This window comes from Paenibacillus soyae (assembly GCF_024623455.1).
Classification (GTDB): Bacteria; Bacillota; Bacilli; order Paenibacillales; family Paenibacillaceae; genus Pristimantibacillus; species Pristimantibacillus soyae.
In genome coordinates this window covers 31,778-51,018 of sequence record NZ_JANIPJ010000023.1, presented here as the reverse complement: position 1 = coordinate 51,018, position 19,241 = coordinate 31,778, and the positions used below count along the sequence as shown (strand labels likewise).

At 53.3% G+C, this 19,241-nt stretch carries 22 protein-coding genes; 6 read left to right on the top strand and 16 right to left on the bottom strand.

What is annotated here, in order from left to right; all coding sequences use genetic code 11:
* The first annotated feature begins 43 nt into the window (after nucleotides 1-43).
* Nucleotides 44-565, top strand: a complete 522-nt coding sequence (locus tag NQZ67_RS24895) for a hypothetical protein (RefSeq protein WP_257451310.1) — start codon at nucleotides 44-46, stop codon at nucleotides 563-565.
* 63 nt (nucleotides 566-628) lie between these two features.
* Here the strand turns inward: NQZ67_RS24895 and NQZ67_RS24890 are convergent, their stop codons facing one another.
* Genes NQZ67_RS24890 through NQZ67_RS24875 form a run of 4 tightly spaced genes read right to left on the bottom strand, consistent with a single transcriptional unit; the run spans nucleotide 629 to nucleotide 2,680 of the window.
* A complete protein-coding gene (locus NQZ67_RS24890; protein WP_257451308.1) occupies nucleotides 629-934 on the bottom strand; it encodes a hypothetical protein in 306 nt (101 codons plus the stop codon).
* Between the two features lie 10 nt (nucleotides 935-944).
* Nucleotides 945-1,091, bottom strand: a complete 147-nt coding sequence (locus NQZ67_RS24885; protein ID WP_257451306.1) for a DUF3934 family protein — start codon at nucleotides 1,089-1,091, stop codon at nucleotides 945-947.
* Between the two features lie 15 nt (nucleotides 1,092-1,106).
* Nucleotides 1,107-1,586: a GNAT family N-acetyltransferase gene (locus NQZ67_RS24880; RefSeq protein WP_257451303.1), complete on the bottom strand. Its 480-nt coding sequence runs from the start codon at nucleotides 1,584-1,586 to the stop codon at nucleotides 1,107-1,109.
* Between the two features lie 29 nt (nucleotides 1,587-1,615).
* Nucleotides 1,616-2,680 carry a glycosyltransferase family 2 protein gene (locus NQZ67_RS24875; protein WP_257451301.1) on the bottom strand — a complete coding sequence of 355 codons (1,065 nt, stop codon included), beginning with the start codon at nucleotides 2,678-2,680 and terminating at the stop codon, nucleotides 1,616-1,618.
* Between the two features lie 343 nt (nucleotides 2,681-3,023).
* Here NQZ67_RS24875 and NQZ67_RS24870 point away from each other — a divergent pair, with 343 nt between their 5' ends.
* Nucleotides 3,024-4,775, top strand: a complete 1,752-nt coding sequence (locus NQZ67_RS24870) for a methyl-accepting chemotaxis protein (protein WP_257451298.1) — start codon at nucleotides 3,024-3,026, stop codon at nucleotides 4,773-4,775.
* 214 nt (nucleotides 4,776-4,989) lie between these two features.
* On the opposite strand, the gene NQZ67_RS24865 is transcribed toward NQZ67_RS24870, so the two are convergent.
* A complete protein-coding gene (locus NQZ67_RS24865; protein ID WP_257451296.1) occupies nucleotides 4,990-5,346 on the bottom strand; it encodes an SRPBCC domain-containing protein in 357 nt (118 codons plus the stop codon).
* A gap of 200 nt (nucleotides 5,347-5,546) precedes the next feature.
* On the opposite strand from NQZ67_RS24865, the gene NQZ67_RS24860 reads away from it, so the two are divergent.
* Nucleotides 5,547-6,662, top strand: a complete 1,116-nt coding sequence (locus NQZ67_RS24860; protein WP_257451294.1) for an amidase domain-containing protein — start codon at nucleotides 5,547-5,549, stop codon at nucleotides 6,660-6,662.
* Nucleotides 6,663-6,718: 56 nt separating this feature from the next.
* Here the strand turns inward: NQZ67_RS24860 and NQZ67_RS24855 are convergent, their stop codons facing one another.
* The 5 genes from NQZ67_RS24855 to NQZ67_RS24835 all read right to left on the bottom strand — a co-directional run bounded on the left by NQZ67_RS24855 (nucleotide 6,719) and on the right by NQZ67_RS24835 (nucleotide 10,486).
* Nucleotides 6,719-7,087 carry a hypothetical protein gene (locus NQZ67_RS24855; RefSeq protein WP_257451292.1) on the bottom strand — a complete coding sequence of 123 codons (369 nt, stop codon included), beginning with the start codon at nucleotides 7,085-7,087 and terminating at the stop codon, nucleotides 6,719-6,721.
* A 721-nt stretch (nucleotides 7,088-7,808) separates the two neighbouring features.
* The gene (locus NQZ67_RS24850) at nucleotides 7,809-8,714 is read right to left on the bottom strand and encodes a hypothetical protein (RefSeq protein WP_257451290.1); all 906 of its coding nucleotides are present in this window, start codon (nucleotides 8,712-8,714) and stop codon (nucleotides 7,809-7,811) included.
* A 256-nt stretch (nucleotides 8,715-8,970) separates the two neighbouring features.
* Nucleotides 8,971-9,144 (bottom strand): hypothetical protein, encoded by a 174-nt coding sequence (locus NQZ67_RS24845; RefSeq protein ID WP_257451288.1) that lies wholly within the window; start codon nucleotides 9,142-9,144, stop codon nucleotides 8,971-8,973.
* Nucleotides 9,145-9,244: 100 nt separating this feature from the next.
* The gene (locus NQZ67_RS24840) at nucleotides 9,245-9,433 is read right to left on the bottom strand and encodes a hypothetical protein (protein ID WP_257451286.1); all 189 of its coding nucleotides are present in this window, start codon (nucleotides 9,431-9,433) and stop codon (nucleotides 9,245-9,247) included.
* A 216-nt stretch (nucleotides 9,434-9,649) separates the two neighbouring features.
* Nucleotides 9,650-10,486: a TIGR02452 family protein gene (locus NQZ67_RS24835; protein WP_257451284.1), complete on the bottom strand. Its 837-nt coding sequence runs from the start codon at nucleotides 10,484-10,486 to the stop codon at nucleotides 9,650-9,652.
* 206 nt (nucleotides 10,487-10,692) lie between these two features.
* Here NQZ67_RS24835 and NQZ67_RS24830 point away from each other — a divergent pair, with 206 nt between their 5' ends.
* The 3 genes from NQZ67_RS24830 to NQZ67_RS24820 are packed head-to-tail and all read left to right on the top strand — an operon-like array spanning nucleotide 10,693 to nucleotide 13,801.
* Complete coding sequence (locus tag NQZ67_RS24830) at nucleotides 10,693-11,508, top strand: phosphoribosyltransferase family protein (RefSeq protein ID WP_257451283.1); 816 nt, start codon at nucleotides 10,693-10,695, stop codon at nucleotides 11,506-11,508.
* A 2-nt stretch (nucleotides 11,509-11,510) separates the two neighbouring features.
* The gene (locus NQZ67_RS24825) at nucleotides 11,511-12,998 is read left to right on the top strand and encodes a nicotinate phosphoribosyltransferase (protein ID WP_257451282.1); all 1,488 of its coding nucleotides are present in this window, start codon (nucleotides 11,511-11,513) and stop codon (nucleotides 12,996-12,998) included.
* 29 nt (nucleotides 12,999-13,027) lie between these two features.
* Nucleotides 13,028-13,801, top strand: a complete 774-nt coding sequence (locus NQZ67_RS24820; protein ID WP_257451281.1) for an NUDIX domain-containing protein — start codon at nucleotides 13,028-13,030, stop codon at nucleotides 13,799-13,801.
* 80 nt (nucleotides 13,802-13,881) lie between these two features.
* Here NQZ67_RS24820 and bshB2 read toward each other — a convergent pair whose 3' ends face one another.
* The 6 genes from bshB2 to NQZ67_RS24790 all read right to left on the bottom strand — a co-directional run bounded on the left by bshB2 (nucleotide 13,882) and on the right by NQZ67_RS24790 (nucleotide 19,172).
* Entirely contained in the window at nucleotides 13,882-14,535 is a 654-nt protein-coding gene (bshB2, locus tag NQZ67_RS24815; RefSeq protein WP_257451280.1) for a bacillithiol biosynthesis deacetylase BshB2, read from the bottom strand.
* A 23-nt stretch (nucleotides 14,536-14,558) separates the two neighbouring features.
* The gene (locus tag NQZ67_RS24810; RefSeq protein ID WP_257451278.1) at nucleotides 14,559-14,903 is read right to left on the bottom strand and encodes a YojF family protein; all 345 of its coding nucleotides are present in this window, start codon (nucleotides 14,901-14,903) and stop codon (nucleotides 14,559-14,561) included.
* A 93-nt stretch (nucleotides 14,904-14,996) separates the two neighbouring features.
* Nucleotides 14,997-16,109 (bottom strand): GerAB/ArcD/ProY family transporter, encoded by a 1,113-nt coding sequence (locus NQZ67_RS24805; RefSeq protein WP_257451276.1) that lies wholly within the window; start codon nucleotides 16,107-16,109, stop codon nucleotides 14,997-14,999.
* Nucleotides 16,110-16,130: 21 nt separating this feature from the next.
* Nucleotides 16,131-16,376, bottom strand: coding sequence for a hypothetical protein (locus NQZ67_RS24800; RefSeq protein ID WP_257451275.1), 246 nt, complete (start codon nucleotides 16,374-16,376; stop codon nucleotides 16,131-16,133).
* A gap of 10 nt (nucleotides 16,377-16,386) precedes the next feature.
* Nucleotides 16,387-17,592: a Ger(x)C family spore germination protein gene (locus NQZ67_RS24795; RefSeq protein WP_257451273.1), complete on the bottom strand. Its 1,206-nt coding sequence runs from the start codon at nucleotides 17,590-17,592 to the stop codon at nucleotides 16,387-16,389.
* Nucleotides 17,589-19,172 (bottom strand): spore germination protein, encoded by a 1,584-nt coding sequence (locus tag NQZ67_RS24790; protein WP_257451272.1) that lies wholly within the window; start codon nucleotides 19,170-19,172, stop codon nucleotides 17,589-17,591. Before NQZ67_RS24790 ends, NQZ67_RS24795 begins: the two co-directional genes overlap by 4 nt.
* Between the last annotated feature and the right edge of the window lie 69 nt (nucleotides 19,173-19,241).

Here is a 19,241-nt window from a genome sequence, read left to right as displayed (position 1 = left end):
TTATTGGAATTTTTTAGATATAGTTAGGGGAGGAGGGGATGGATTGATCAGAGCGTCTATTAGCCATGACCAAATGATGGCGATGGGAGACCGGGAGCTGGCTGCCGCATGCTTCTCGCCCATGATCCGAGCGTACAAGGAAGCGGAGTCCGTAGGGGAAAGCTTTGCGGAGACTGGTTACGGGACGTTAACCCGAGGGCAGCAGGCGTTATTCGCCTTCTGGGCTTACCGGACCCATGCGGAGCACTCGGAAGCCGATCTATACTGGTGGACCGCTTATTTCATGGCGCAGCCTAGGCGCTGGGATAGCGTGAAGGCGGGTCTGGGTTATTTCGGGGACATCGGGACGATCGGCGTCCTTCAAGAAATGGAGGCGGAGCTCGCTCAGCGCGGACATCCGAGAAGCCTTGCCGGGTTCGACGTTTCGTTCGATGATTTGTACGGCGATCCGAAGCTTGCAGGCATTGCGGCCCGGCTGTACGGCAGACTGCTGGAAGCCTTGCCGGCGACGACCGCAGTCGTCGCCGGATATATCAGAGCTCACGCTTCGGAGTTCATCGCGTGAATAGCGCCATACCATAAATAAGGCCGGCACTTGTCGAAGGACAAGTCCGGCCTTATTGTCGTATTATACGCGATTAAGCTCTGCATTCGCCGTATCCAGCATGGCCTGCCAATCCTCGAATTGCGTCTCTCTCGCCACCAGGCGATTCAAGAGCTCCTTGGGGATCAGATCCAAATCCTCGCGCGTCCATGCTTGGAAGTTGCCCTTCTCCAGAAACTCCTGCATGGTCTTGCAGCTGGAATGCTTGGCCATGAACGAGTCGTTAAACAATCGACCCAGCTCCGCCTGCTCCGTCTCGTCGTTCACGCCTTTCTTCTCCTGAAGCTCCTTCAATAAATCGTCGAACGAAATCGGCTTGTTTCTTCTCAAATGATCGCTCCTAGTCTTCAGTGCTTTTATTTTTGGTGCCCTTGCTCTTATACGGCTTGGGCGCGCTTGCTCGCCGTCTTTCGCCTGCTTGCCAGCGGTTCCAGCCCTTCTTGCCTGTTCCTCTTCCCGTGCCGCCTTTGCCTTTTGCCTTGCTCAATTCATCACTCCGTTATTATACGATATTATGGTCTTCCTGTCCTCGGCGATCAAGCTCGAAGAAAGCCAGGCTGAGACCCGGAGCCACTTCCAGCTCCTTGGCCAGTACGAACCCGAAGCCGCGATACAGCGACTTGGCCGGCTCGTTGCGCGCTCCCGTGCTGACCGTTACTTTTTTGCTCGATGCCGCATCTGCGAGCACGTACGCCAGCAGCCGCTTCGCGATCCCCCTTCGGAAATAACCGGGGTGAACGACCATTCTGCATAGGTCTATGGCGTCGTCCGCCGACTCGTAGGATATGAATCCGGCTAGCTCTTGTTCAATGAAATAACCGACAAAGGTTTCCTTACTGTTCCGAATCGTATCAACCGTATCCCGTAATGGCGGTATATCGTCGTAACCGATCAATTCCGCTTCGACGCGATACGCCGGCAGCTGCACGTCCAAAATGTATTGCGCGATGTCCTCTTCCCTGTTGTTCAAACCTCTTATCATGATGTCCTCTCCCCGCGCCTGCTAGACGCTCACCAAAGGTCGACCGCTCTCTTCAGAATAAAGCTGCTTCCCTTCATGGACAGCTTAAGCCTGGCCATTAGCAGCAAATTGAATAACGTCATTCTGCTCCTTATGGACTTCCGGCAGTAACCCAGCGCTTTCTCTCGATCGAATCGATAGAGATAGCTTAACGTGTAGTATTTGCAGGCGATGTCCGCATTTATTTTCCGAATCCACTTTTTCCTGTTGCGCAGCTGTGCCGATTTCTCCGCAAGGCTCCGAATATGCACCCTGACCTTCACCGATTTGAGCCCCAGCGCCTCGAATTTGCTTAGCAGCTCGCGATTCTGGCCCAGCGAATCCGGATCAAGCTTCCATCTGTCGCAGAAGTAATAGACGCTGTCCGGCGATTGCGTGTACACGGCATGCGGCCTCACGATAAGCGAGATCCGGAAGCGGTCGAAAAATCGCAGAAGGTAAGTCGTGTCCTCGCCGAGACCGAACTGCTCGTTAATCAGCCCGACGTCTGCCAGCATATCGCGGCGGAATACCATCGTATTCAGCTGAAAGAAATTGCGCGTTTGCATCAAAAACTGCTCGAACAGCCCCTCCCGGAACACGATTGCGTCTCCCGCCGTTTCGTTCCGCTTCCGCATCTGGCTGATGAACCGCTGCTCCGCCTTCTGCTCGAAGCTATGGATGGTCCGGTCGCCATGCTGCTCGACCCACAAGGCGAAGCTGACATCCGCCCCCGTACGCTCCAGATTATCCAGGCTGTCCTTCAAATGGTGGGGAAACCACAAATCGTCCGAATCGAGAAAGGCGAGCAGCTCTCCCTGCGCCGCAAGGATGCCGCAGTTTCTGGCGCCGCCTGGCCCTTTCGACCGATAATTCATGACGTACCGAATGCGGGCGTCCTGCTTCGCCAGCTCCAGGACCAGCTCCTTTGTCCGATCCGTGCTCCGATCGTCCACGACAATGAGCTCCCAATTCGGATACGACTGCTTACGAATCGATTCAATCGCCTTGACCATTACCACAGCCCTGTTATAGGCCGGCATGACGATACTAACGAGCCGTTGTTCTCCCATCATCAACTTTCCCTTCTATTCAGTTGGATTTGTCTTTGATGTACGCTTGTCCGCCTTCACCTCGAGTTCGTTCTTGGAGTTCTGTATTACTTAGAAGTATATTGCAGTTTGCGCCGGGACGGAAGCCGCTTCCGAAGCTTTTTTCCACCAAATACCGCTTACGGCTCATCACGTTCATGCCGATATTGGATATAGGCGGCTGTCAGCAAATCTGCCATGAAAAATTAGGATACGCTTGGCAGTTATAGAAATAACCTATAACTTTATAGTTTTTGGTGTTGTCACGCGTCGAATCTTGTAATATATTAGATGACAATTGAAATCTACCATACAGGGGTTACATAAGATGAAGAAATTAATGAATCGGCTTTCCACGCTTCGCAAGAAACCTGCCATGAAGCTTTCCTTCCGTTTGACGATCAACCGAAAGCTGTTCGCCGGCTTTCTCGCCGTTCTCCTTATATTAATGGCTACGGTAGCGGTCGGCTACAGCCAGATCTCGAAGGTCGACCGGCAATATTCGGCGGTCATCGACGATAAATCCTATAAGCTGTTATTGATCCAGCAGCTGAACGTTCAGGTCAAGAAGGAGCAGGCGGGACTGCGCGGATACTTGCTGCTGAACGATGCCGGCACGCTGCAGGACTTCACGGATGCTCATAATGCTTACATGGAACTGGCCCGGAAGCTGGAGGCCATTATCGTAAATCCCGACGCGAAGGCTATGCTGCAAGAGTTGATCTCACTGGAGAAACAATACTACTTTGTCTCCAATAAGGCGATTAAAATGATGGTGTCCGGCGATGCCGAGGAGTCGCTGAAGCTGACTTCTACGGACGGCCAAGAAATCATCGTAAAGTTCGATCAGAAAGCCGAGGAGCTGACCGCCTTCCAGCAATCGCTGCTTGACGAGGGCCAACAAACGGTTCACGACGAAGTCGAAGGGGTCAAGCGGTTGGTCCTTGTTCTCGGAGCGGCAGCCGTCGTAATCAGCCTAGCCGTATCCTGGCTCGTCGGGCGAATCATCTCGAGGCCCGTCATCACGATTGCGAAAGCGGCAGAGCGCATTGCCGAGGGGGATCTCACTTCGCAACAGGTTGCCGTTCGCAACAAGGATGAAGTAGGCGACCTTGCCCTCTCCTTTAACCGGATGTCCCAGCAATTGCGCGAGCTGATCGCCCATGTCGGAGCCAGCACCGATCAGGTAGCGGCTTCGGCCCAGCAGTTGACGGCCACGAGCGAGCAGGCGTCGCACGCGTCCTCCCGAATAGCGGAGACAATGCAGCAAGTTACGTCCGACGCCGGACATGGCTTCAACCATCTGGAGGATGCCTCCAAGACGATCGATGAATTGTCGTCAGGCGTGCAGCATATCGCCGACCGCGCCCATATCGTGTCGAATACGGCCAGCGACGCTTTCGAGCGCGCTTCGGAAGGCGGCGAAGCCATTCAGTCGGCCGTCTCGCAGATGAGCTCGATCCAATCCACGGTAGAGAGTCTGTCCGTGCAAATTCACGGCCTTGGCGAACGCTCCGCCGAGATCGGAGACATTCTGAACGCGATATCCAATATCGCGCGGCAGACGAATATTTTGTCCCTCAACGCGGGAATCGAAGCGGTGCGCGCCGGCGAGCACGGGCGCGGATTCCTGGTCGTGGCGGGAGAGATTCGCAAGCTGGCCGAGCAGTCATCGCAATCCGCCGCCCAAATCGCCGAGCTGCTCTCGACGATTCAGGACGATACGAGACGCGCGGTCCGGACCATGGACACAACGAGAACCGAAGTAACCGGCGGCATCGAAGCCGTGCAATCCGCGGGCGAGGCGTTCACGCATATCCAAAGCTCGGTTCACGCGGTTACCGGCCAGATCCAGGAGGTGTCCTCCTCGATCCAGCAAATCGCGGCCGGCGCCGAGCAGATCGTCGGCGCGATGAAAGCCGTCACGACCGTATCGGAATCAACGGTATCGGGAGCGCAGGACGTATCCGCCGCGACGCAGGAGCAGCTCGCTTCCATGGAGGAGGTCTCCTCGTCGGCGAAGGCGCTGTCCGAGATGGCCGAACAGCTGCAGGAGCAGATCGAGAGGTTTAAGGTTTAAGAGTAATAGGCGGCGCGGGAGCTTCGACTCCCGCGCCGCCATTTGTTTTGCGAGGCGCGATGAGCCGTAACGACTTTTCATGTTGTTATTGCGCTCTCGAGCACCAAGCGGCGGGCCGTAACGTCTTTTCATGTCCTTATTGCGCTCTCGAGCACCCCGCGGCATGGCCGTAACGACTTTTCATGTCGTTATTGCGCCCTCGCTCTGCACTCTCCTACCCCTCCGCCAGCTTCTTGATCTTCTCGGCCGCCTCGCTGCCGAAGCGCACGGAATCCTCGTAATACGGCTGGCCGTCCGGCAGCTGGTTGAAATCGCCGATCTGGATATGCAGAAGCGTTTGCTTGCCGCCGTCCAGCGGCGTCAGCACGTACGTATAGCCGATATCGTATGCTTCGGGCTGAAGCTCCCATTTCGGCGAATAAAGAGATTGCCGCAGCTTCTTCTCATGTTCAAACTCGACGACGGTCATCTTCGAGTTGCCTGTCCAATCGATAACGGCGCCAAGCGCAAGCGACTCCTCGCCGAACCCTTCGGGCAAGTCGTCCCATTGCTTGATGTAACGCGGAGTCACAAGAGCCTCCCATCTTTTCTATCGCATATCTGACTCTCGGTAACCTAAACTTTTTTTAAAAAAAAAGGTTCAACCTTCTATAGAGTAGGTGCGTTCTATTAAATGGGGCATATAACCAATGGAGGGATGTGATGGATAATATACAAATTTGAGTTAGCGGCCCCAGAATTAAGTGTAAAACAAACGGAGGGATAAACCTAATGAAGATGAAGAAAAAATTTGCAGTTAACTTGCTTGTCACCGGGTTATTGTTAGCGAGCGTCGTTCCTGCTACCTCAGCAGCAGATAACGCAACATCAACGCAGCTTGGATCTTCCAATCAAGCAGCAGAGAAAGTGGAGACATTCCAAGCAAGCGATATTCGATTCCTCAAAACATTGCCTGACGGTAAAGATAAAGCAAAATCCAAAGCAGCTATTGAACATAAGGATGCCATCAAGCTGGTGACTGATTCCATGAAGAAGAAAGGCGTTGTTATTAAATACGATTTGGATGACAAAGAATATCAGCAGTATGTTCTTTCCTTGGCAACGGACTTTGATGTATTCGAAGAAGGAGACATGAAAAAAATTGTAGAGTTCGTCAAATTCATCGATCTTTACGAGAACTATGCCGTTAATGAAGTACTAGCTGGATACCAGAACAAGTTGAAACAACGTTCCAGCCTCACGACAGATGATATGAGAGAAGTGCTTAGCTTGATGCCAATTGCAGAGGATGAGCCATCCACATTAGATACAACGGTCAGTCTACAAGGTACCTCATCGGTTGCACCAATGACAGTTTTTCCAAATGGTTATGACAATATCGCTGCTCGTGACTACGCTTACGAGTGGTGGGATACAAGAAACCCGATTTACTCAACCTATTATGCCGAAAAACATGACCCTGCATGTGAGCCGGAAGACGAATGTTGGAATGATTGCACAAACTTTGTTTCACAGGCTCTCCTTGCTGGCGGCATGGAAGAAGTATACGGTATTAACTATCAACACTATTCCTCATGGCATTTTGGCGGACTAATTCCAAGCTTCCCTTGGGGCGGCGCGCATAATTTCTATCTGCACTGGAAAAATAGAGCTGGTGTTGCCACTGCGGCAAGCAATCTCCAAACTGGAGACGCTGTAAATGCTGACTTTAGCGGCGACGGAACAATCGATCACACAGCCATCATCACAAAAAATACAGGCTCTTCAACTGCAAATAAGTATCTTACACAACATACGTCTGATAAGAAAGAAACAACAACTTTAAGTACATGGTATAGTGCCGGCTACAAAGTATACGGCTATGAAATGGATTTAGTAGATCAATAAGTTAAACAACCGAAGGGGCTATCTTGTAATAGCCCCTTCTCCATTTAATATGGTGACTAACTCGATAAATCAACCACTCTATCTGTAACTTTATAAACTACATAATGACGATTCCAAATTTGTCTAGCAGTAATGATCGTTTCTTTACCATTCTTCTCAAAGAAATAACCTGCACCTTCTTGGTGCAAGAAGGTCCATCCTTCTTTTTTCATTTTTTCCTTGAGAACTTCTCTATGACGATTAGCTTTTGTCAAATATTCGCCTTCCGTCTCCATCTTGAGAATAACATTAGAATTTTTACTGAGTTCATACATAAGTTTTACATTGCTGTATCCGATATTGTTGATGTAAATTGCAGCGGCTATTAAACAAACCAAGAGGACAGAAACAAAGCTTATTACAACGATTTTCCAAGTTTTATTCACTTAAAAACCCCCTCCTTACAAAAAGAAACGGTAATAATAGCATGAAGGTTGCATGGGCTGGGATAGTTTAATCCGTTAGACAACAGAGATCGACGTGTGCGTCTAAGCAGCTGCGGGCTGCGGATCCGGATCTGCAGCGCTCTGATCGCCGGCGCGTTGGCCACGCACCAGGAACGTAGACTTCGGCCACGCGCTGCAGATTCGGATCCGATCGGTGCAAGTTGCAGCTGATCGGATTAAGCCGCAAAGAAGCAGAAACCCTTTTCTAGAGATTTTGTTCGTTAAATGCTATGATGAGGGTAATACTATGTAAAAGAACCCCAAGCCGCTCGCAACGACTAAGGGTTCAGTTTGACCGTTCACTCGGGGAAATAGACCACTTTCGGGACTGGAGCCTATGGAAGTGGTTTATTTCTTTTTGCCGAGCTTCTCGCGAATCCACCCGTACACTTTGCTTCCGTTGACAAAAATGCCTAGTCCGGAGCCGATGATGGATAGCACTGTTGCTACAATCCCCAGTGAGCTCATTTTACCACCTCCTTTATTTTTGATAGTGGTGCTCTTCGTTCACAAGACTATGTTTTATAGTCCTTCCACTTGCCTCGCCTCATCGTCACATTATCCTCCTGATTAATCATCGATATTCAGCCCATTATAGTTGTATTGCACCGCCAATGAGCCTCTCAATGGAATCGTTGACACATAGTTGCGATTTATACTGCTACTCTGATTGGTCATCTGTGTCATCATCTTCCTGTTCGTCCTCTAACACTTCTGCTGTTAAACCGTATTCCAATGCCTGTAACGTGTATATCCTAGACGCGTTATCTGCTAATTCTTTCGTTAATTCTAACCATGCTTTCATTGCACTTCTTGGGGCACGTAACAATCGGATGGTGTGTTCGAAAGCTAGCCCTTGAACATGTTGATTATCCCAGCGAAACGGGCTTTCAAATCGCTGTGCGTCTCCGAAATCAAGTCGGCTAACTCCATATTCATCAAAATCGGACAATTCATATCGGTGTCCAATTACAACCTCATTTCCTCTTTTCGTAACAATAAAGAGGAAGTGTTTGTTCGCCCCGCCCAATAAACCGCCTTTCTTCTTCACCCATTGAAAAAGATGGTAAACACCAATAATTTGTCCGTATACCACCTCCAGACGTTTTAATCTTTCGATGAAGTAATCAAGTAATCCCTGGTCTTCTGTAGGAGATTCTTGAGGAGGCTCCAGATCAAGGATTACATTGCTATAAGGAATAAGAAACGTGGTGTGAGATTTTTTATCTATCCTCTCTCGATGGATCAACTCTTTCTCGCGTAATTCCTTATTCCACTTCTCTATGGTTCGTTTTTGCTGCTTGCCGAAGTATTCAGTAATTTTTTCGACACTGTACCAGCTTTCCCCGGTAAGGTTTTTAGCGGCGAAACAGTAGTACAGGTATAGTTTCAATGCGCCACCGTCAAGATCAGCTAATATTTTGCGATCTCTGAAGCTCGTGAACAACTGGAGAAACGATTCTTTACTTTCTGAATTACTGTCGCGCCATCCTGAATACAGGTTTTTGAACGCTGTGCCTGTATCGTCACCTTCAAGAGAAAGCCCGAGAATAGCACGTTTAGCCATTGGATAAGAACCCCTTCCACATTTAACTAAATGGATCATACTACGAATTATTTTGCATAGTAAAGCGCGCTAAAACGCATCAATATTCATGTTATACGACATTATTAAGCATCAAATTCTGCTTAAATAGTGGGTATAAACTACAATAAGGTGAACACGTTTAACATAGATGGATTAACACAGAGTACAACAATACGCAGAGAGAAGCACTGAACTTTTTTTCAGGGCTGAGCACGTCCGTATTTTTTCTTCGCTACTAATCGGTCCAACCGGCGTAACTGCTGCTCCCCGATCCCAGCACGTGGCCACGCACCAGGAACGGTCGCGGCGCCCCCGCGCTGCAGCTGCTTCCGATCGCCGGCACGATTGGCCATGTACCAGGAATGGCGGCGGTAGCCTCGAGCTGCAGATCCAGGACAGATCGGCGCATCAGCTGCTCCTCGGTCGCCGGCGCGCTTCCATATAAAAAAGGAACCGCTCTTCAAGCGATTCCTGTTCGTAATCCATTTTGAATTTTTTTCGCCATCTGCTCAATCAAACCAAAATTCCAAATCCTCGCCCACCCTAATGCCTGAGAAATGAAGCTCATCCAGCTTCTCTTGAAAATAGGAATCTGTTGAATGGAGGATGAGAATTGTAGCCTGCTCCTTTGTTCGAACCGAAACCCCTTCATATAATAGAAGCTCTTCCATCGATTTAGTCATTTTTTCTATAGCCACAGCGATTAACTCCGTATCGGGCACCCGACACCAATAATCTCGCCCCTTAATGCGGACGATGACTACCCAAACAGTTTCGAATTCAATATCTCGTCCAACATTTTCTTTGAAATACGGGCATGACTCCCGCCGGGCGCCTCGTCGATGATGATTTCGTTTCTCGCTATCAGCTGCTCGCTCATGCCTTCATCCCCTTTACGGTTCGTTGCCCCTATCTTAACATGTCCCGAGCGCACGGCGAAATGATTCGTAGACCCGCTTCTTCGGGGTCGTGTCGTAAACGGCGAACACCACGTATTCGAAGGCATCCCTCCAACGATCGCTCTGAAGAACCTCCCGAAAAATCGACGCGACCTCCTCCGGATCGTTTTTAAACACCCCGCAGCCGAAAGTTCCCAAGATCATCGACGTCTGCCCGTTGGCAAGCGCCACGGCCGCTATCTTTTCGATTCTTCTCGTCATGACCTCCCGAATGCGTCCGGCGTTCTCCGGCTCTCTGTCCCTTACGACGCCCGCGTTAACCGCCGGAGCCGTAATGACGGAGATCGAGTAAGGGCGGTCCAGCAGCTCGCCCCCGTCTTCGCGAAATACCGGCACTTCAGGCGAATAGATCATATAGTCGGTGTACAGGCATGTATTCACGCGGGCGTTTTCCTCATACATTTCGGTCATTTGGACGATCGTGGGATACAACCCCGAAGAGCGCGCCAAGCTTTCTTCCTGAGCCCGCGCCCCATTCAGGAAGCCCCCGCCGGGTTGTCTGGCCGATGCAAAGTTTAGGCAGCATACGCTCCTTCCTTCGCCTGCAAGCCGGCCGGCTGCTTGCAATGTCGTCTCCGGAGTTACCTCGATCTTCGTCCGGAAGCTCTCTGCCAGGTTCGCTTCCGCCAAGCACCGGTCCCCGTCGGCCGGGCTATAGAGAATCGCGTCTCGGACGGAGCGCTCCAACGCGCCCCCCAGCTCAATAACCTCCCCTCGCCTATTCCGGTAGCTCCCTTCCCGAATAATTGCGATCGTCTCTTCGGCCGTTCGAGCCGCCGTTTGTCTGTCCATCATTATCCCTCCGCGTTTTTCTATAAGCTCGATTGTATACAACGCCTCCCTTTGGCGCGAGGGCCAAAACCATTTAAAGCAATTAAACCGCCCGTTTACAAAAAAGACAGCAGCAAACCGTTGACAAATTTTATAATTGTCATTATGATAATATTAAATCGAAAGAATGAATGAACGACCACAACCGGCAAGGAGCGTGACGAAACATGATTAAGATAAATGAGGTCGCCTTGGACTTCCAGACCTTCCCGAACGGCGAGACGAGAGTGGACGGGGAAGCCATACTGCAAGCCGCAGCCGCCGAAACGCGCAACAGGGTCGTGCTCAAGTACGAATCCGACGGGGATTTGATCAAGCTGATGTTCGTCAAACGATTTCTGGACGATCACCGGCTGACCGCTTCTCTCCTCATCACGTATATGCCTTACAGCCGCATGGACCGCGTGGAAGGGTCATCCGTATTCACGCTGAAATACGCGGCAAGCTTCATTAACACGCTCGGCTTCGAGGAAGTGACGGTCATCGAGCCGCACTCCGACGTGACGATGGCGCTGCTCGATAGAAGCACGGCCCGTTATCCGTCGGTCGAGCTGCTGGAGCAAGTCATCCGCGAAACGAATTTCAACGCGGAGGAGGACTACCTCTTCTTCCCGGACGCCGGCGCGCAGAAGCGGTACGCCAAGGTGAAGGGCTTCAAACAGCTGGTCGGCTTCAAGGTCCGCGACTTCCAGACGGGCCAGATCCAGAAGCTCGACGTCGTCGGCGAAGTCGCAAAGCCCGGCTTCAAGGCCATCATCGTCGACGATCTCTGCTCGTACGGCGGAACTTTCCTTCTAAGCGCGGAGCGGCTGAAGGAGCTCGGAGCCTCGGAAGTGTTCCTGCTCGTCGGCCATTGCGAGAAATCGGTGTTCCAAGGCAAAATTCCGAATTCCGGCCTGGTAGACCGCGTGTATACGACGGACACGATGCTGGACGAATCGCCCATCGACAAAATCCAAATGATGAAACTCGGAGGTATGTAATCATGACAACGCCATTCATCTATCCCGCTACTCTGCTGTGCGACTTCTACAAAGTAAGCCACAAAAACCAATATCCGAAAGGCACAGAGCTTGTCTACTCGACATGGACGGCGCGCACCAGCCGCCTCAAGGATGTCGACCATGTCGTAGCGTTCGGCTTTCAAGCCTTCATCAAACAATATTTGATTCAATATTTCAACGAAAACTTCTTCGCCAGACCGAAGAATGACGTTATTGCCGAATACAAGAGAGTGCTGAAGTATACGCTTGGAGTCGACGATCCGGATGCTAGCCACATCGCAGAGCTGCATGAACTCGGCTACCTGCCGATCAAGATCAAAGCCGTCAAAGAAGGCACGCTCGTGCCGATCAAAGTCCCTATGCTGACGATCGAGAACACGAAGCCCGAGTTTTTCTGGCTGACGAACTATCTCGAGACGCTGATGTCGTGCCAGCTGTGGATGCCGGCGACAAGCGCGACGCTTGCTTTCGAATATCGCCAAATCCTTGAAGAGTACGCGAAGAAAACGAACGGGGATCTGTCGGGCGTGCCGTTCCAGGGCCACGACTTCTCGATGCGCGGCATGGGCTCGCTGGATGCCGCGCTAGGCAGCAGCGCGGGACATCTGCTGTCGTTCACGGGCACGGATACGATCCCTGCCATTCTGTATTTGGAGAACTACTATAAAGCGAATATCGAGACCGAGCTGGTCGGCACCTCGATTCCCGCGACCGAGCACAGCGTCATGTGCGCGCACGGCCGCGACGAGATGGCGTCGTACCGTTACCTGATTAACGAAGTGTATCCGACCGGCTTTGTCTCGATCGTATCGGATACATGGGATCTATGGAGCGTCCTGGACGTCGTCATCCGCGGGCTGAAGGACGACATTATGGCCCGGGACGGCCGGGTCGTCATCCGTCCGGACAGCGGAGACCCGGTCGCGATCATCTGCGGCGACCCGGGATCGGATAACGAATTCGCCCGCAAAGGCGTAATCGAGATCCTCTGGGAGATTTTCGGCGGCACAATTACCGAGCGCGGCTACAAGCAGCTCGACAGCCACATCGGCGCCATCTACGGAGACGCGATTACGATCGAACGCTGCCGCGAAATTTGCGAGAGGCTGGAGGCCAAGGGCTTCGCGTCGACGAACATGGTATACGGCATCGGCTCGTTCACGTACCAATACAACACCCGCGACACGTTCGGGTTCGCGCTCAAGTCGACCTTCACCGTCGTAAACGGCGAAGAACGCAAAATTTACAAGGATCCCGCGACCGATCCGAACAAAATGAAAAAATCGCAAACCGGCCTGGTCAAAGTCGTAGCGCGCGAAGGCGCGATTCAATACGTCGACCAGCTCAGCATCGCGGATTACGCGGCGTTCGGGGAAGAGGACTTGCTCGAGGACGTATTCGTGGACGGAAAATTAACGCGCGAGCACACGCTGGCTGAAATTCGCGCCGAATTACTGGGCAATCTGTAATTATACTTTCATATTACAGGAGAGCGGCCATGAACGAACCGACCGAAGACGAACACAACTATTCAACGAAGCCTTACCGCACCCCTGACGGCGCCCCTACCGATATCGCGATGTTCACCATCACCTCCGAGGAGAAGCCCGGCGCCAAAAAAGCGCTGCCGATCCGGCAGCTCAAGGTGATGCTGATCCGGCGCAGGAAGTGGCCCTTCGAAGGCAAGTGGGCCCTTCCCGGCGGCTTCACGCGGCCGACGGAGACGGTCCAGCAGTGCGCGGAACGGGAGCTGCTGGAGGAGACGGGCGTCGCGAATGTGCATCTGGAATATTTTCAAGTGTACAGCTCCCCCGGCCGGGACCCCAGAGGCTGGATGATCTCGCACGCGTTCGTCGCGCTTGTCCAGGAGCAGGCCCTGGAGGGGCGTCAGACCTCCGAAGAAGCGTCCGAGGTCCGCCTGGTACCGGTCGAAGAAGCGCTCGCCATGGAGCTGGCCTTCGATCATCGCGACATTCTAGGAGACGCGCTGGCCCGCATTCGCCAGCTCATGATGACGACAACGATCGCCAAAGCATTCTTGCCCGAGCTGTTCACGATCAGCGAGCTGTACCAGGTGATCCAGACGGTCGTGCCGACATTCGAGGAGAAAAACTTCATTCGCAAAGTAACGTCCACGCAAAGCCGGCAAGGCATACTGGAAGAAGCCCGCGGCGAAGACGGCAGCCCGCTTCTATCCAATCGTTACTCCCAGCGTCCGGCCCAGCTGTACCGGTTCACCGACTACGCGCCGGAGCTGTCGATATACGGATAGTCCCGATGAATAGCCCCGATGAACGGAAGAAGGCCCGGATAAAGATCCATTAAGGATCCTTGTCCGGGCCTTTTCCTGTCTTAGAAGCGATACGTCCAGAATCTCTCCATGCCGAAGCGCGCTTCCAGCTCCTCCGCCGTAAGCTCTTTGCTGCCTACCAGCTCCGGCGCTTGGAATTGGCTCCGGTGCGCGCGAATGGAAGCCAGCTTCTGCGGCATATAGTCCCGCACGTCGACGAAGACGTCGGGCTGGCCGATCTCCTCTTCATGGTTGCGGGAGAACGCCATGCAATAAACCGGCGGCCTCTCTCCTGCCGGAAGCTTGGCGATCGAACGAACGACCGCCGCGCCGCATGCGTCATGATCGGGGTGCACGCTGTATCCCGGATAGAAGGTGAATACCTGATCCGGACGAACTTCTTCGAGCAGAGCGCCAAGCTTCTCGTCCAGCAGCTGGGGATCCTCGAACTCGATCATTTTGTCGTGAAACCCTAGCATTCGCAAATCTTGAATCCCTATCGCTTCGCAGGAGGCTTCGAGCTCCAGCTTGCGAATGTCCTTCAGCGTCACGCGATTCGCAAACGGCGGAACGCCCATATTACGGCCCATCTCGCCAAGCGTTAAGCAGGCGTACGTGACATGCGCCCCGGCGCTTATCTCCTTGGCCAACGTGCCGGATAAGCAGAAAGCCTCGTCATCCGGATGCGGCAATACAACCAATATACGTTTCTCCATCGTCTCGCTCTTCTCCCCTCGCTTCAGAATGGCTCCGGACTCAGCTGCAGAGACACGACCAGCTTGCCTTGGCTGTCGTGGCCGGCCAGCAGAAGGCGCCGGTCATCCGATTCTTCATAGTGGGTCAATCCTTCCGAATAGATCCAGCCATGCTCCATTTTCAAGCCTACCCGGTACGGCCCCTGCCCGGAAATCGAGCCTAGCGAGTATCGGATCCGCGTGTTCGTGATGAACGTGGACGCCGGATGCTTCGAGCTGTCGAAGTGGGCCGCATACGCTCCCGTCGTTAATTCCAGATGAATATATAAGTCCTGATCCTTCAGGCTGTCGATACGTTGCTGCACGATTTGAGTGCTGATCGGTAGCATCTTGCCATCCCTCCGTTTCTCTTCTTGATCATACCAAGAAAAGAAAAAGGAAGCCATATGCCTAACAGGCCGCCTCCTTGTCAAACGTCTCACTCATCCGCTCCCGACCTGCGCCTTCGCCGGAGTCTTTCGCAATGCTCCTACCGCAAGCAGCAGAACCGGCAGCAGGACGGCGAATGTAAAGTCGAATAAGGGGTAGGCGCCGCTTATAATATGCGTGAAGGCCGTGATGTTCGGCGCCGAACGGTCGGCGATGACCATAGAGATCAGAGCGAGCGGGAACGCGAACAGCTTCATATCCCGGAGATGGAACAGCTGCGCCGCGCCGAGACAGGTGCCGTACAGGCACAAGGACATTTTGAAATAAATCGTGAACAGCCAGATGATCGCCATAATGACTTCGATCCGCTGCAGAAACTCGCCGATTTCGATTTTCCGGGCCAGCAAATAGCTGGGATACATCAGATCCGCCGTCACGTTCGGTCCGAATACCGTCAAGCACAGGAAGATCACCGACGACAAGAGCAGCCCGGACAACAGAGTACCTATCAGCAGATTGCTCCGGATCTTCTTCGGCTCCTTCACGTACGGGAAAATCATCATCAGAATGCCGACTTCGAAATAAGAAAACGCGACAAACGGATACGCCCCTCCCAGCACCGGCGCCAAGCCTTGGTAGAATAGCGGCTCGATCCGATACAGTCGGATATCGGGCAGCACGAAGATGACTAGCAAGACGCTTAACATCAGAACCCATGGCGCGAATATTTCGGCCGATCGGGCCAGCGGCTCCAGACCCGACCGAACCCCGCGTACGACGATAACCAAAAACAAAAAATAAACGATCTCGATCGGCGTATTCGGCATAATCTGCGTCGTCATGAAATCCCCCAGCTCCCTCATAAGCATCGGCACCATTAGAAACACGAAGCCGAATACGAATAGGAAAGCCGCGACATTCCCCATCCATTTGCCGAGCACCGCCCGGGAGATTTGTACGGGAGTCATGCCGGGAAACCGGCTCTGCAGCGACGCGAATAGCAAGCAGACGGCCGGACCTATGCAAATGCTGATTAAAGCGGAAATCCATGCATTTCGCTCGGCGATCGAAGAAATCATGGAGGGCAGGACCAGAATCGTATCTCCGATGGATACCAGCATGACGATAACCGTCAGCTGCATATTGCTGATTCGGATGTTCTCCACCGCTTGCCCCTCCTTCACCCTTTATTTTTGAATAGCCAGAGTCCAACCGAACAGCATTTCATAGACCGGGCCGTAAATGGCTTGGATGGCTTCTATCGGAGTCGGAAGCGGAATGTCGAAAAAATGCAACGATAACATAACGAAGCCAAGCGTCAGCGTGCAAATAAAAAACGCGTTCTCCCTGCGATATTTCTTCTCCTTCAGCCGCACCGTGTCCTTGACGGCAAAAAGGAGGCAAAAAAACAACGCAATCGCTGCTTGTCCCATTTCGAGCCCCCTATTCCTCCATCTCTTTGAGCAAAGAGTTCGTCCTCGTTCCAATTCGGCGTATACGATACACGATTTCCGTCTCGACCTCGAGCTCGGGGAACAACGTTTGCCATTGATCCTGATGAGCCCTCCAATAACCGGGTTCATTCCTTTCGAGAAGATCCCCGAATCCAAAAATGTCGCTCTTCATTCGTTTAGCCCGGTTAATCGAGCTGTCGATGAGCTGATTCAGCTTCCGGGCGCTCTCCTCCTCGAGCTCGGCAATGGCCTCATCCTTCTCGAGATCGATATCGCAGGTCGATTCGTTCACGTCGGCTTCGATCTCCACGCGAAGGCGCACGATAGGCTCGCCCCCTTCCATTCTGACGGACTGTTTCGTTTCGGATCGGATCACCTTCAGCGACACGTACTTCTCTTGGCCGCAGGCTACATTGCCGATCGTCCGTTTCACCTTATCCCGAATATAGCTGTAGCCTTTGCTTTCGTTCTCCGTCAGCCAGCCGATCAGCTTATCCGACTTGAAGACCGCGATTCCGTTGAAGGATAACCGGGCGATGCTTCGGATGTTTTCGTTATTTTTCGGCGTGCCCCCCGCCTTCTCGTCCCCTTCGATCTGAACGCCCGTCAGAACGAGCTGCTTGCCCTTGTTCACCAAATCGTTGATAACGTCGATCAGCAGCGTCTCCTGCACCGGCGCCCATTCCTGGCTGGCCGTCCTGAGCGAGGAATACAGCTTATTGCCCGGTATTTTCTCGATCTGCGTGAAGATGCCCAGCACTTCCCGGGCGGTCCGCTTCTTCGCGACGACCAGATAGAAGTCGGTTCGCATCTGCCTGTCTCTCGAGAGGAAATCAAGCACTTTGGCGATTCCGCCGCGCGCCAGCGTTTCGCCGAACACGACCATGCGCACATGGGACAAGTAGAGCGGGTACGGCGCCTTGGTCGTCAGCCTCCCGAAAGCGTCATCCACCGTGATTCCTTCTTCCTCATAGGTGATGACCGGCGCTTTGCCTGCTCCCCCGCCCGTTGTGCCCGCCACTTCGTCCGGGTCGAGCACTTGCACGGTGACCCGAATCTTATCCCCATGCTTATCGAACCCAATGGCCGAGATGATCGCCAGATTGTTAAGCTCGTGCCGATCCCAGCAGCCCGTCGCGACAAGAAGCAGCGCGAGCGCGAGCAGCAGCCTTCCGAATCGGTTCGGCAGCTTCATCCCTCCCCACGCTCCCGGGTTTGCTGCGGCCGCTGGCGCACGATATTGCGTTTCGCCACGGCGAACGACCGCAGGAACATGGCCCATACCGGCACCCGGAACAACACGCCGTCCTTCTGATCGCCCAGAACGAACGGCGCGTAAGGCTTCAGGTAAGGCACGCCGAACGAACGCAGCGTGTTCAAATGGAGCATAATATACACAATGCCGATAAAAATGCCGTACAAGCCGAACATCGCCGAAAGTCCCATCAGCATAAACCGCAAGATGCGAATGGGAACGGCCAGGCTGATAGACGGAATGACGAACGTCGTAATGGCCGTAAGCGAGACGACGATGACCATCGCCGGCGAGACCAGCCCGGCCTGCACGGCGGCTTCGCCGAGCACGAGCGCACCGACGATCGAGATCGCTTGGCCGATCGCTTTGGGCATGCGAAGTCCCGCTTCGCGCAGCAGCTCGAACGTCAATTCCATGACGAACGCTTCGACGAAAACCGGGAACGGCACGCCCGAGCGCGCGGCCGTCAGGCTGATCAAGAGCGGGCTCGGAAGCATCTCCTGGTGAAAGGAGGTAATCGCGATATAAATGGACGGCGCGAGCAAAGCCAGGAAAAAAGCGATGAGCCGCAGCATGCGGATCAGCGTCGCGATATCGGCCCGCTGATAATAGTCGTCCGGCGACTGCATGAAATGCGTGAATAACGCCGGAACAAGCAGAACGAACGGCGTGCCGTCCACGATGATGGCGACCCGGCCTTCGACGAGGCCCGCCGCGATGACGTCCGGCCTCTCCGTGTTCAGAATCGTCGGGAAGAAGGAGATCGTGTCGTCCTGGATGAATTCCTCGATATTGCCGGACTCGAATACCGCGTCAATATCGATATGTTTCAGCCGATGTCTCAGCTGCCCCAGCACGGACTCCTCCGCCAAACCGTTTATATATACGAGAGCGACGTCCGTCTGGGACAATCGGCCGATCTTCTGAAGCTCGATGCGCATGTCCGTCGATTTGATCTTGCGCCGGAGCAAGCCGATATTCGTCTTGATCGTCTCGGTAAAGCCTTCCTTCGGTCCGCGTATCGTCGCCTGCGTCGTGGGCTCGTCGACGCTTCGCTCCTTCCAGCCCCGCGCGTCCAGAGCAAGCGCGGTTGCCGCCCCCTCGAACAGAATGACCGTGTCCCCCGCGAGCAATGAGCCGTACAGCGTTTGGAACTGATCGATGTCCGTGACGTCGCCGATCGTCAGCAGCTGGTTTTTCACCCGCTCCGTCGTCTCATTACGGAGATCGATATGCTCGTCCGTCGCCAGCATCAGGGGGCGCATGACCATATCCTGCACCTTCGCCGAGTCGGTCAAGCCGTCCGTATAGATCAAGGCTGCGGGAATGCCCTGCGTCTTGCCTGCCTTAAACTCCCGGATGACGATATCGCCGCTGTCTCCCAGCGCCTGCCGAATTTGCGCCAAATTGGATTGCAGCGACTCCAGCAGCGGCGTCGGCGCGGAGGATGAAGGCTCGGAAGACGCATTCGCAAGCTGCGATTCGCCGAACAGCTGACCAACCCATGCTTTGAGTTTCATTCCGCGGTCCCCTCCTTCGTTTTGCGCGATACCTTTTGTTTTTTCCAAAAATAGCATTCTGTATCAAAA